This window comes from Bacillus cereus group sp. MS39, from assembly GCF_040448665.1.
GTDB lineage: Bacteria > Bacillota > Bacilli > Bacillales > Bacillaceae_G > Bacillus_A > Bacillus_A wiedmannii.
The window spans coordinates 512980-525884 of sequence record NZ_CP123058.1; the positions used below are offsets into that span (position 1 = coordinate 512980).

Genomic DNA, 12905 nt, shown 5'->3' on the forward strand with positions numbered 1-12905 from the left:
ACGATACAGTAGATTGTATCGTCTGTTCTTTAATTGAAATTGGTATATAATGGTTTAAAAGGTTTAATTATACTGGAGGGGATAGGATGAATACAGAATTAGCTACTTATGAAGAAAAGTATGTAGTAATGAGTATGCGCGAAGTAATTAGTATGATAATAATTATTTTTGGGGTAATGTATGGAGTGGGTTTTTTGAACCTTGTTTATGACTCTTCCTTATATCCATGGTATGTAGATCATCTTATTCCGCCTTTAACATTTCTTACTATTATCTTAATATATTCACCAGCGAGAAATTACTGTGTACATTTATTAAAAACAATACAGTTCAATAATTTTAAGCATTATGTAACGATAGTAATGACGATGATCGTACTGCTTATATATCTTGCAGTATTAAATTTAGTTTTACCACATGGGCTTGGGGTGAATGAATCTAATATAGTAATAGAGCCTACTAAAAGTGAAATCATTTTATACATAGTTGTACTCACCACTTTTGCACCGATTTGGGAAGAACTTTTATTTCGGGGGATGTTTTTCACAAAATTATCTCAGCGCTTTTCTACACTTACTAGTATTGTTATAAGTGCTTTTATATTTACTTTAGGACATCCACTTACAGTAGGGAGTGTTTTATATATTTTTGGTGGCGGTATATGTTTAGCCTATACGTATAAGAAAACAAATAACTTACTCGTCCCATGGGGGATTCATTTATTAAATAATGCATTTTTTATATTAGTAAATTTTCAACTGTAAAAAGACGTCTTTTGAAAAGGGCGTCTTTCGTATTTTGTAGAAATGGATTTACATGTACTGTGTAGAGGAAAGGTAATACGAAATATAGATAGTTTCATGTGAAACATTTTATTATCAAATATACAAAATAATTAACTTAGTGTATTAAACATATCATTCATAAGTATTCTAATATATTTAAAAGTAAAATGGAATAATAAACAGGTAATTGTCGGAATAGATTCGATTTTCGTTCATTTTTATGAAATATATGTACTTTTTGTTAGATTCCTTCTTTTTATTTCTATAAAATACACGTATGTAGAAATGAGAAAAGGATGATGTACGTGAGGGACACTGTTTTACAAGAAACAATTTCTCCGCAACAGTTACATACAGTCGTTCAAAAGAATACGGCGTATTATGACTTTAAGTGGGGAAAAGTAGAAAATCCAGCGCAAGGAAATACGTGGAATTGGGTAGCCTTTTTCTTCCCGACTTTTTGGTTAGCTTATCGTAAAATGTATAAGTTATTTATTATACTTACTTTATTGGCGATACCTAGTATACTTATCCCCCTTTTTATAGACATTCCAGATGGGATTTTTTTATCAATTGGTCTAGTTTTTCAATTAGGAATGATGATATTCACTGGATGGCAAGGAAACCGTTTATATTATAAGCATGCTGTTCGTGTATTACATAAGGGAGAAAATATGCCTGATCATGAGAAGGCATATTACTTACAATCAAAGGGTGGCGCTAGTTTTGCTAGCATGATTGGTTTACAAGTTATAGTGACGATAGTATTTGGTGGAGCTATGTTTGGACTTTCCCTTTTACCAACTGAGCCGAATATTAAAAATGTCGTTCGTTCAAGTAGTGAAGGTGTTACTTTAGAGATTATGACGGATAATCCAACTTGGAAGTTTGTGAAGAAAGAAAAAGATTATGACGTAATAGAGTTTACTGGTTATGATTATACAGAGAAGAAAAACGTGAAAATTAAATTTGCTGTTTATTTTAGTGAAGACTATTTTGAATGGCAAGAAGTATATGAAAATAATAAGAAGTTAAGTGAAGAAGAGTTAGAAGAGTATCAATTTTACATTGAAGAAAATAGTTGGAGTTTCTATTGAGAACTCGTTCATTTTGAAAAGAAGAATCTTGTGAGGGTTCTTCTTTTTTCATTGGAAACGGTATATGAATTGAAATTTTGTAAAATACAATAAAAAATGAGAATTTGAGGTAGGCTTGTCAATAACGTAAGACTATGGCACTATAAAGAAATGCTATACAAATTTTATTTATCGAGATGTAAACATCAATTTTGATTTTTACGTATAAATAATGAACGGAGGAAATGAATTTATGGCTACTTTACCAAATTGTCCAAAATGTAATTCAGAATATACGTATGAGGATGGCGTTCTTTTCGTATGTCCAGAATGTGCTCATGAGTGGGGCCAAGAAGCAGAAGCTGAAAATAATGATGGTGCAAAAGTTGTAAAAGATGCGAACGGAAACGTTCTTCAAGACGGCGATGCTGTTACTGTTATTAAAGATTTAAAGGTAAAAGGAACTTCTTCAGTTGTGAAGATCGGTACGAAAGTAAAGAGTATCCGTCTAGTTGATGGCGATCACGATATCGATTGCAAAATCGACGGTTTCGGAGCAATGAAGTTAAAATCACAATTCGTGAAGAAGGCGTAAGTAAAAGAGGAGGCGAATAGGCCTCCTCTTTTTATTATGTCATTTTTTGTCGGTAAGTCGATATTCCTTGTCGAATCGCCGATATATTTCAAAAATCGTTGATATATTTTGAGTTATGATAGATATATTCGAAAAATCGTCGATATAATTTCACTCACCGAGAACGGTGCATCATTTACCAAGCGAGAGGTACGATTCATTTCACGCCATAGTCAATCTCTTTCAACTGACACCGCTTATTAAAGAATGTTTTATATCCAAGCTGTAAGAAGATAATAACAGCAAAGGCAGTGCTTCCTGAAATACCAAGTATAATGGCGATTTGATATTGAATGGCTGTAAATGGTGATACACCAGATAAGATTTGACCAGTCATCATGCCTGGTAAGCTTATAATCCCCATTCCGACCATAGAATTGATTGTTGGTAAAATAGCAGAGTCAAAAGCGTCTCGTATGAGCGGCGCAGCGGCTTCTTTCGGTGTTGCGCCAAGCATAAGTGAGCCTTCAATTTGACCTCTTTGCGATTTCATATTATTTAAGAACGTATTTGCACCGAGAGAAACACCTGTCATCGCATTCCCAACTAACATTCCCGTAATCGGAACGATATATTGCGGCGCATACCAAGGATCATGACCGATAATAACAAAGATAAATAGTAGAAGTGGCCCAATTGATCCGGCAACCATGGAAAGCGCGGCTACTCGTTTTAATTCTTTAGACATCGGGATGTTAACCCGTTTATAAATATTAAAAATTGCAAAGGTAGTAATAGAAGTAATAAGAGCAATTGTATAAAATGGATTACTATTTTCAAATACGTATGTAAGGACATATGCAACAAGTACGAGCTGAATCGTCATACGGAATGTTGCGAGCGCAATTTGTTTTTCACGCGGAATCCCTTTTAATTTTACAAGTCCAATTAAAATAAGAATAAAAATATATGCAGCGGCAAGTTGCCAAATTTGGAGTTCAATAACGCCCTTCAATTGAGAGCACTTCCTTTCTAGTTGCACCGTTTGTTTTACTAATTTCAATAATATCGTCTGCAATTTTTTCTGGAAGTTGTTGTGAGTGTGTAATGAAGATAACTGTTTTTTTCTTTTCTCTTGCTAGCATAGTAAATTGTTTCATAACGCGGCGTTCTGTATCGCTATCTAGTGCCGAGGTTGGTTCATCTAATAAATAAACAGGTGGATCCATAAGTACGATACGTGCAAAAGCAAGTCGTTGTTTTTCTCCGCCTGATAATGAATCAGCGTTGTCTTCTAAATTTTTTTCTAAGCTAACAGTCGTTAATGCGCTTCGCAAGGCATCGTCATTTGGAAATGGTTTTTCAGAAAAACGAAGTCCCATTAATAGATTGTCTTTAATCGTTCCATCAAAAATAGGTGGCGTTTGCCCAAGCATGACTACGTCACGTCGTAATTGAATAGGAGGATAATCAGAAATCAGTTTTCCGTTATATTTAATTGTACCGGATGTTGGAGATTGCAAATCATTTAGCATGCGGAGCAATGTACTTTTTCCGCTCCCACTCTCACCGATAATACATGTGATTTTTTCTTTTTGAATCTGTAAATAAGGAATTTGTAGTATATCTTTATATGTAACGTCTTTTAATATAAACATAGATGGCTCCTTTCTGATTCTAGTTCTATCGTATCAAAAAAGGGAGGATAAAGGTTATAAAGAGCAACGTTTTTTCTTCGTCTTGAGTTCTATTAATAAGTTAAGTAAACGATCTAATTCTTGGCTGAAAGAAATCACTTTATCATGAGTGAATCCGTACTTTTCAACGAGATAGATCAATTCTTTCTTCTTCGCTTCTATTCGATCGTTTAGTTTCGTTAAGTTCATAAGTGAAATGGAATACCTCCTGTAAAAGTATTTACAACATAAAAAATAAGACCGAATGACTTCGGTCTTAAAGGAAATAATAAAACAACTTATAAATAGCATACACTGTTTATCAATAGTTTTTAATATAAAAATGAAAAATAAATCATTATTCATATTGAGAAAGATGTGTCTGATAATTATATTTTAACTCATAAAAGAGACTGCCTATTTAGTAGACAGTCTGTAAAGTATTAACCTTTATGATACTTGTACATCCAAAGAAGACCGGATTTTAATAATCTCGGTACACGTCCCATTAATGGTTGGTTTGCAAGTAAACCAAAGCCGTGCTTCTTACCAAGAGAGCCGAGAACACCTTTTAATTTAATTACAGGTAGTTCGTCAGGAAGTGGTTCATTATTCCAACGTTTTAATAATATTTGGACAATTTGCTCTCCTTGACCTTCAGCAAGTTGTGCAGATGGAGCGTGTGGAAGTGCTGCGCAATCTCCTACAACATACACGTGCTCGTTATTTGGAATATTGTGATATTTTGTTAAAACAACCCGTCCGCTACCATCTTGTTCAACTGGAAGGTTTCGAACAACTTCATTTGCTTGAATACCAGCTGTCCAGACGATTGCATCACATTCAAGTGGTTCATCGTGGTTGTACACAATATTTGGTTCTACTTTTGTAATGTTAGAGTTTCGTATAATAGTAACCTTATGTTTTACGAACCATTCTTCTACGTATCTACTTAATTTCTCTGGATATGGGAATAGAATTCTATCTTTTCGATCAAATAAGTGAATTTTTAAATCAGAACGGCTTTCGCGAAGTTCACTTGCAACTTCAACGCCACTTAATCCAGCACCAACGACAGCTACTGTTGCGTTTGGTTCTAGACTATTTAATTGTTCATATGTCTTACGTGTTTGTTCAATCGATTGTAGGCTATGTGTATATTCCTTCGCCCCAGGAACGTTATGATATTTATCCTCACAGCCAAGACCGATAATTAAATCATCATATGGGATGGCTTCGCCGCCATCGAGATGAACAGCTTTTTCTTCGAGATCAATATTTGTTATTGTGCCGTATTGAATATTGAGGCGTGGGTGCTCGGGAAACGGTATACGAATATGTGTTTCTGAAATAGTACCCGCAACTAATGCATAATATTCAGTTTTGAAGCAATGGTATGGTACTTTGTCGATTAATGTCACTTGTACATCATCTGGAAGTTGGTTGCTTGGAAGTAGCCGCTGCAGAATTCTCATTCCACCGTAGCCGCCACCTAGTATTACGAGGTGTTTCATGATGGATTACCCCTTTTCTGTTGAAATATCCCCTAATCATACAATTTTATATTAATAAAATATTTTGACTTTACTCAATCAAATTATATCGAATTTGTGAACAAATAACAATGCATGAATGAATACTCTGTTGTACAATAAGAAGAAAAGTAAAGTAAACTGTTTTTCCTTTTTAATTACTATTTCATTGCGAGCATCATGTTATATAAAATAAGTCCATCTACTTTGAAGTGAAATAGTGAAGTAACTAAATAGTTTAGAATGTATAACGAAAACAACAAGAGACAGCTTAGTTTTCTTCTTATAGATAGTCAGAAGGTAATTTGTTTTGTAGTACAGGGGGGAGAATTTTGATTAAACCATTAATTGAATTTTGTGTAGGTAACCTTGCGAGTGGTTCACAAGCAGCTTTAGAGAAATTAGAAAAAGATCCGAATTTAGATGTAATGGAATATGGTTGTTTAGGATATTGTGGTATTTGTTTTGAAGGGCCGTTTGCACTTGTAAATGGTGAAGTCGTACAAGGTGCTACAGTAGAAGAACTTGTCCATAATGTATATGAGTATTTGGATGAAAATCCAATGTTTTAAGGTGTTGCAATCAGCAGCACCTTTTTCTATTAGATAAAATCTTCTTTCGCGGGGGAGGATAATATTGTATGTAAATAAAAAAGGCCCTTGTAGAAGGGCTTTTTTCTTACACAATTTGTGCAAGAATGGCTCATCGCCAAATGTTGTCAAATATGAGAAACGGGGGACATTCATATTGTGTTCTAAAAGCGTGCATTTTATACTTAAAATAACAAACTATTTTTGGAGTGAATACAAATGAGCCAATTTTCTTTTACAAAAATGCATGGTCTTGGCAATAGTTATATATATGTAAATATGTTTGAAGAACAAATTCCTGAAGAAGATTTAGTTCTTGTGGCGGAAAAGGTTTCAAATATTAATACTGGTATTGGAGCAGATGGAATGATTTTAATTTGTCCATCTGACGTAGCTCCGGTGAAAATGCGCATGTTTAATAATGATGGTTCAGAAGGAAAGAGCTGTGGTAACGGTTTACGCTGCGTAGCGAAATATGCGTATGAGCATAAACTAGTAGAAGAAACAGTTTTCAAAATTGAAACGTTAGCTGGTATTGTAACAGCGGAAGTAACGGTAGAAGAAGGGAAAGTTACATTAGCGAAAATCGATATGGGAGCACCGCGTTTAACACGTGCAGAAATACCGATGCTTGGTGAAGGTGAAACACCATTTATTCGTGAAAACTTCTTATACAATAATCATCGTTATGCATTTACAGCTGTTTCAATGGGGAATCCGCATGCGGTTATTTTTGTTGATGATGTAGAGCAAGCACCTCTTACAACACTTGGTCCAGTCCTGGAGACACATGAAATGTTCCCAGAGCGAGTAAATGTTGAATTCGTCGAAATTTTGAATGATGCAGAGATGAACTTCCGTGTTTGGGAACGTGGATCTGGTGTAACACAAGCTTGCGGAACAGGGGCGTGTGCTGCAGTTGTAGCCTCTATTTTAAATGGGAAAATGGAACATGGTAAGGAAATTACAGTTCATTTAGCTGGCGGCGATTTAATGATTGCATGGACAGAAGAAGGCAATGTGTTAATGAAAGGACCAGCAGAAGTAATTTGCCGCGGAGTGTATGAGTACAAGATAGAAGCGTAAAGATGTATAATAGAATGAGAACAGAAAGGATGGTGTATTTCATGATTGAAGTAACAGAACAAGCAGCTTTTCAAATTAAAGATATGTTAAAAGATGCTGAAGATGGAGAGAAGTACGTGCGCCTTGCTGTACATGGCGGCGGATGTACTGGCCTTTCTTACGGGTTAGGATTTGAAGTAGAACCAAAAGAAGACGACACAGTTCTTGAGTTTTTCGGTGTTGAATTTGTTATCGATACAGAAAGTGCTCCGATTGTTAAAGGAGTAAAAATTGATTATAAACAATCTATGCTTGGCGGTGGATTCACAATCGACAATCCAAACGCAATCGCATCATGCGGATGTGGATCATCTTTCCGTACAGCATCGAATGCTGGTAAGCCAGAAGAGTGCTAAATTTTTAGCCGAAATAGAAAAAGACCTTTTTAGCGATGGAATAATCGTTAAGGAGGTCTTTTCTTTTGCCGTGAAAAATCAAAAAGCTACCTTCTAAATTTAGAAACCAGCCTTAAGATATTTGTACAACGAGTTTTAAAATCTTAAACTAATTTATCTTTGCATATATGCAGGTAGTAGTGAGTTGTTTGCCGTCAGCTGAAAAATCTTCATTACGTAATATCCCTTCAAGCTCAAAGCCTAATTTTTCAGGGATCGCACGACTTTTCGTATTGTTAGATTCACATCGTATTTCAATCCTTCTAAATTTGAATAACTGAAATCCAAAGTTTGTTAACGCACTTACTACTTCTGTCATATATCCATTTCCACTAAATTGCGTGTTAATCCAGTATCCAATTTCACATTTAGAAACCTTCCAATCAATTTCGTGAAGGCTAGCAGTTCCAATAAAATCATTCGTCTCCTTATGGTAGATAAGATAGCGAAAGCTTTCTCTTTTCAAAAAATCTATATGCGCATTTCTCAGGAGAATTTCCGTTTCTTCAACAGTAGGAATTGACTGGAATAAAAGCAACCACTGCTTTAATTCACTAATTGAATCTTTAATAGCTTCGTGTACTATATTCCCTTCACCAGCTTGAAGTGGTGCCCGAAGAATGAGTCTGTCTGTTTCTATTTGTAACGGAACATCTAATAAAATAGGATTCATATTATTTCACCTCTCGAAAACTAGAAAACAATAAATATATATTCAATTCATCATTTAGAAATCCCTTTTCACATATTGAAAACGAAACCGCTACTTAGAAAGGAGTTAAATGATTCCTTTTTAAGTAGCGGTTTTTCTTTTGTTTTGACATTTTGTATACAAACGTATACACTTTTGATTAACGAAATAAATGTATACATTTGTATACAAAGGGGGATTTGAAATGAGAAAAGATAAGTTCATGAAAGAAGGACACCACCGTGGTGAGCGTCATAAAGGGAGAGACGGATCGCATCATCGCGGACCGAAAACATTTCGCCGCGGGAGAGCGATTGCCTTTTTAGAAATGATGAATTTGAAACGAGCGACAATTAAACAACAGTTAAGTGAGCCGGAATTCCAGTCTATTCAGCAAATTTTAATCGGGGAATTAAAGGCAATTGATATGGTTATTAATGAATTTACACAACTATTTGAAATACATGAGAGTGAAACAGAAGAAGCGCCTATGTTAGATGAGAAGGAAAATCTAGAGCAAGGGACTGCATCTGATGAAACAAATTAATCGTTATATCGATTCAGTGTTTTGTGGCCAAGATGTCCTTTTGGATGAAGTGATTGTTTCCATAAAAGAAAACGAAATGCCGCCGATATCGGTATCGCCTTCTTCGGGTAAACTTTTAACGATGTTAGTTTCCATTTCTGGAGCGAAAGATATTTTAGAAATAGGTGCATTAGGTGGGTATAGCGGAATTTGTCTTGCGAAAGGTTTTGGAGAAGAAGGCATGTTAACTTCTCTTGAATTAGAAGAGAAATATGCAGAGATAGCACATCATAATCTACATAAAGCGGGATTTGGAAAACAAGTGTCGTATATGACTGGTGCTGCCTTACAAAGTCTTGAAAAATTAGCTGCAGGTAATAAGCGATTTGATTTCTTCTTTATCGATGCCGATAAGGAGAATTATGAAAATTATTTAACGTATTGTATTGAGCTTGCTAAACCAGGTGCTGTAATTGTTACAGATAATGTTTTAGCTGGCGGTAGTGTAGTGGGTGAAAGTGTGAAATCAAAACGTTATACAGAAGTTATGAAGAAGTTTAATGAAGTAGTAGCCAATCATCCGAGGTTAGAATCTGTACTTATTCCAATTGGTGACGGGATGACGGTTTCTAGAGTGAAGAAATAATTATTATCTTACAAAAGTGTAATGTTCATGTCATGTTTTTGAATTTCTTCTTTAAGCTCTGGGCTTTAAGATAAGAATATAAGAAAAAATATATGAGGTGAAGGAAATGAAAAGATACATTGCACTGTTTAGTATTTTAGTTGTATTCGCAAGTCTGTTAGTTGGTTGTGATATTAACCGTATGGGTAAAGATGAGTACTACGTTCAAATTACAGTAGATGGAAAAGAAGTTCATAGTAAAGCTGATAATGGTCAAAAATTTAAAGATTATGAATATAAGCTAACTGGCTTTGATAAAGACGGTAAAGAGAAAGAATTAGAATTTACTGCACAAAAAAACTTACGTAAAGATGCATTCCTACGTGTATATCATTCAGATAAAAAAGGTGTATCAGCTTGGGAAGAAGTAAAGAAAGATGAGCTTCCTGCGAAAGTGAAAGAAAAATTAAGTGTGAAATAAGACAGAAGAAGGAATTGACGAACAGGGTCAATTCCTTTTTATATTCTCAAAATCCTCTTCTGAAATGACTTTAAATCCATGTCTTTTGAATAAAGCAGTTGTTACCCCGTAACCAGTTTGCTTATTCCCGTTAAATTCTCCAGTGTAAATCGTAGAACTACCACAAGATGGACTACGTTCTTTCAAAATAATATATTCAGGATGTAAACCTTTCATTTGTTCTAGAGCTTTATAAGCGCCATTTACAAATGCTTCTGTGACATCTTCACCGTCTTTTGTCACCACTTTTGCTTTTCCATCCAAAACGTCATCGCCATTCCCGCCAATAATTTCAGCTGAAGGACGAGGCGTTGGTAATCCTCCTAATACTTCAGGACAAATGAGGACTGTATCTTCTTGTTGCAGTAGCTCCTCTATTTTTGAAACGAGATTGTCATTTCCATCATACCGACAAGCGATGCCACCTAAACAAGCGCTAATTACGATCATATTGTCACCTCCAAAAAATTTTAAAATACCCCGCCAATTTTGCTTCCTGACTCTTACCTATAAATGAGGTGATAAAAATGGGAAGCTTATATAATTTAATGAAACCATATAGTGAATTTCGAAGTAAAGAAGAGTTTAATACATATCAAAGACAAATTTTGAAGTGCTATCGATTTCAATTAAATAAAACGGATACAACTATCATTTATTTTTTAGGGAAGTATGCGGTGAATGAGAAACAGAAAACAGTGGGAGTTGCTTGTCCGTTAATGGAGACGATTGCTACAAATGTTGGAAAAAGTATTCGTACAGTACGCCGTTCAATTGCAAAATTAGAGGAACTAGGAATTATAAAGCGTGTTGCGACAAAAGAAAGACATAAGCGCGGCGGATATAGTGCGAACTTATATGTATTTCTTACATCTGCAATTGACCGCATGGATGACCGTATGAAACTGTCCGCATGTGAAAGTGAGGATCGTGCAGATGGCTGTAGTAAAAATGAGCAAAAAAGTGAAGGGGAAACAATTCTTTTTAAAAACATTCCACAAATAAAAGAGAATAGAAAAGAAACGTACGAGCTTGATGAGACGTATTGCCGTCACGATATACCGAAGCCTTTTATATACGCACTTGTGCCGATGACGCGTAATCCGAAGAAGATTAATATATTTTGGAGTAAGGTGGAACTTGCATATAAAAAGAGCGGGTTACTAGAGCAAGGTGTTTTACTGGAGCAAATATTAGCGGATGAAGAAGTGTATGGAAACTTCATTTGGCGAGTAAAGAGTGTTGTGAGAGCGTATAAATACGGGGAAATCCGTAAAAATGTGAAGGCGCTTCTATATAGTACAGTGCGGGATCTATTTTTAGAGGTTGGATTAGAATGGGGAGCAGCTGTGAGAAGGAGTAAGGGGATAACGTTATTTAATCCGTTTAAAAAAGAGCCATGCGTATAATACATGACTCCAAGTAGTTAATCAAACTTCCTTACAACTGGAACACGAATCGCTACAAATAGTACGAAGACGATAACGGCGATTGCACCGCTTTTCATAACGGTTACGATTGGAATTCCTATTGCAAGTGCGATTGATGTGAATGCATAAGAAAGCGGGATAAAGCCCATTGATGAGAGCATAAGTAGACTCATTACGCGTCCCATCATTTCTTCTTTTACTGTCGATTGAATCATCGCCATAAGCGGAACGATAGCCATTGCAATTGTAATACCGTAAAACATGCCAGCTAATAATGCTTGCCAAAGTACGGTGCTAAAGTTGATGGATAAGAAGAATACACCAGACAGTAGCATCATGATAATGCAAAATAGACCGCGTCTACGATTAATATTTTTTAAACCGACAATGACAGCGCCTATTGCCATTCCGCCCCCTACAGATGCTTCTAAGTAACTAAACTGAAGCGAGTCACCGTGCAGAACATTTTTAACGAAAAGCGGGAAACCGACTTGCATCGGGCCGATTAAAAATAAGTTTAAAAAGGCACTACAAATAAGGAAGGTTGAAAGGAATGGTGATTCCTTTACATATAAGATTCCTTCTTTAATAGAAGTGAACATGCCTTTGTCTGTATTTTGCTGTTCTGGCATCGTAAATTGTATTTTTTGAACGAGTATGGCTGCGACGATTAGTAATAAAATCGTGATCGAAAAGATCGTTTCATAGTTCGTAAATTTAATAAGAATTCCGCCAAGTACAGGGCCTAGGATGACCGATGCTTGATTTGACATTTGTGTAAGTGAGTTTGCTTGTGTTAAACGGCTTTTTTCTACAAGTTCAGGCAAGATAGATCCATCAGCTGACCAGAAAAAAGCATCAGCAAGCCCGAAGAATAAAGCGAATAAAGCAAATGTATATAGTGTTACATCACCTACGATGAACCATGTAAGGATGGTTGCGACGAGAATAGCACGAATAATATTAGAATAAAACATAATGTTTTTTTTCGGGAATTTATCAGCTACAGCACCGCCGATAATCATAAAAATAAGCCTTGGAACACTAAGAGCTACGAAAACAACACCGAGTGAAGCCTCAAGGTTTAATGTTTTTGCTATGTACCACGTTTGTGAAAAAGTAAAAAAGGCTAAAGCAAAACTTGAAAAAAGAGTAGCTGCCCAAAGAAAAAGGAAATTCGTATTTTTTAATAACGGTTTCGCATTTTCTTTTAAAGCAGATTTATTTTGTTGTAGTTCCTCCATATTGCTTCCTTTCTATGTGACAAATTTAAACTGAAAAACCTGTTAACAATCACTTTATACAGTTTCTAATATTTCTATACTGCACTTTCTCATTGTAGACAATAATGTTGGGTTTG

General features: G+C 35.5%; 17 protein-coding genes. 10 read left to right on the forward strand and 7 right to left on the reverse strand.

Translation table 11 applies throughout. The annotated features are described in order from the left end of the window. The first annotated feature begins 86 nt into the window (after nt 1–86). From QEP67_RS02510 to phnA, 3 genes are all read left to right on the forward strand, one after another. Nucleotides 87–764, forward strand: coding sequence for a type II CAAX endopeptidase family protein (locus tag QEP67_RS02510; protein WP_001091021.1), 678 nt, complete (start codon nt 87–89; stop codon nt 762–764). A gap of 320 nt (nt 765–1084) precedes the next feature. Then, nucleotides 1085–1882 carry a DUF2628 domain-containing protein gene (locus tag QEP67_RS02515; RefSeq protein WP_151035615.1) on the forward strand — a complete coding sequence of 266 codons (798 nt, stop codon included), beginning with the start codon at nt 1085–1087 and terminating at the stop codon, nt 1880–1882. A 232-nt stretch (nt 1883–2114) separates the two neighbouring features. Next, a complete protein-coding gene (gene phnA, locus QEP67_RS02520) occupies nt 2115–2456 on the forward strand; it encodes an alkylphosphonate utilization operon protein PhnA (RefSeq protein ID WP_000212737.1) in 342 nt (113 codons plus the stop codon). A 196-nt stretch (nt 2457–2652) separates the two neighbouring features. Here the strand turns inward: phnA and fetB are convergent, their stop codons facing one another. From fetB to QEP67_RS02540, 4 genes are all read right to left on the reverse strand, one after another. After that, nucleotides 2653–3450, reverse strand: coding sequence for an iron export ABC transporter permease subunit FetB (fetB, locus tag QEP67_RS02525; protein WP_000679268.1), 798 nt, complete (start codon nt 3448–3450; stop codon nt 2653–2655). After that, entirely contained in the window at nt 3434–4093 is a 660-nt protein-coding gene (locus QEP67_RS02530; protein WP_048566612.1) for an ABC transporter ATP-binding protein, read from the reverse strand. Before QEP67_RS02530 ends, fetB begins: the two co-directional genes overlap by 17 nt. Before the next feature lie 54 nt (nt 4094–4147). Continuing rightward, complete coding sequence (locus QEP67_RS02535; protein WP_001054620.1) at nt 4148–4321, reverse strand: aspartyl-phosphate phosphatase Spo0E family protein; 174 nt, start codon at nt 4319–4321, stop codon at nt 4148–4150. Nucleotides 4322–4554: 233 nt separating this feature from the next. After that, entirely contained in the window at nt 4555–5625 is a 1071-nt protein-coding gene (locus tag QEP67_RS02540; protein WP_000682062.1) for an NAD(P)/FAD-dependent oxidoreductase, read from the reverse strand. Nucleotides 5626–5975: 350 nt separating this feature from the next. Between QEP67_RS02540 and QEP67_RS02545 the strand changes: the two genes are divergently transcribed. From QEP67_RS02545 to QEP67_RS02555, 3 genes are all read left to right on the forward strand, one after another. Continuing rightward, complete coding sequence (locus QEP67_RS02545; RefSeq protein WP_000595024.1) at nt 5976–6215, forward strand: YuzB family protein; 240 nt, start codon at nt 5976–5978, stop codon at nt 6213–6215. Nucleotides 6216–6452: 237 nt separating this feature from the next. Beyond that, nucleotides 6453–7319, forward strand: coding sequence for a diaminopimelate epimerase (dapF, locus tag QEP67_RS02550; protein ID WP_000077406.1), 867 nt, complete (start codon nt 6453–6455; stop codon nt 7317–7319). Between the two features lie 41 nt (nt 7320–7360). Continuing rightward, the gene (locus tag QEP67_RS02555) at nt 7361–7714 is read left to right on the forward strand and encodes an iron-sulfur cluster assembly accessory protein (RefSeq protein WP_000573829.1); all 354 of its coding nucleotides are present in this window, start codon (nt 7361–7363) and stop codon (nt 7712–7714) included. Nucleotides 7715–7862: 148 nt separating this feature from the next. Here the strand turns inward: QEP67_RS02555 and QEP67_RS02560 are convergent, their stop codons facing one another. Continuing rightward, entirely contained in the window at nt 7863–8426 is a 564-nt protein-coding gene (locus QEP67_RS02560) for a GNAT family N-acetyltransferase (protein ID WP_061673394.1), read from the reverse strand. Between the two features lie 223 nt (nt 8427–8649). Here QEP67_RS02560 and QEP67_RS02565 point away from each other — a divergent pair, with 223 nt between their 5' ends. The 3 genes from QEP67_RS02565 (at nt 8650) to QEP67_RS02575 (ending at nt 10076) form a co-directional block, all read left to right on the forward strand. Beyond that, nucleotides 8650–8991, forward strand: a complete 342-nt coding sequence (locus QEP67_RS02565; RefSeq protein WP_001224265.1) for a hypothetical protein — start codon at nt 8650–8652, stop codon at nt 8989–8991. After that, nucleotides 8978–9616 carry an O-methyltransferase gene (locus QEP67_RS02570; RefSeq protein WP_000809687.1) on the forward strand — a complete coding sequence of 213 codons (639 nt, stop codon included), beginning with the start codon at nt 8978–8980 and terminating at the stop codon, nt 9614–9616. Before QEP67_RS02565 ends, QEP67_RS02570 begins: the two co-directional genes overlap by 14 nt. Nucleotides 9617–9722: 106 nt before the next feature. Further along, nucleotides 9723–10076: a YxeA family protein gene (locus QEP67_RS02575; protein WP_000833130.1), complete on the forward strand. Its 354-nt coding sequence runs from the start codon at nt 9723–9725 to the stop codon at nt 10074–10076. A 27-nt stretch (nt 10077–10103) separates the two neighbouring features. Here QEP67_RS02575 and QEP67_RS02580 read toward each other — a convergent pair whose 3' ends face one another. Continuing rightward, on the reverse strand, nt 10104–10565 hold the full coding sequence (locus QEP67_RS02580; RefSeq protein ID WP_048566611.1) for a DUF523 domain-containing protein: 462 nt from the start codon (nt 10563–10565) through the stop codon (nt 10104–10106). Between the two features lie 77 nt (nt 10566–10642). Here QEP67_RS02580 and QEP67_RS02585 point away from each other — a divergent pair, with 77 nt between their 5' ends. Next, on the forward strand, nt 10643–11524 hold the full coding sequence (locus QEP67_RS02585) for a helix-turn-helix domain-containing protein (protein WP_000535283.1): 882 nt from the start codon (nt 10643–10645) through the stop codon (nt 11522–11524). A 17-nt stretch (nt 11525–11541) separates the two neighbouring features. Here the strand turns inward: QEP67_RS02585 and QEP67_RS02590 are convergent, their stop codons facing one another. Next, nucleotides 11542–12789, reverse strand: coding sequence for an MFS transporter (locus QEP67_RS02590; protein WP_046959971.1), 1248 nt, complete (start codon nt 12787–12789; stop codon nt 11542–11544). Nucleotides 12790–12905 lie beyond the last annotated feature (116 nt).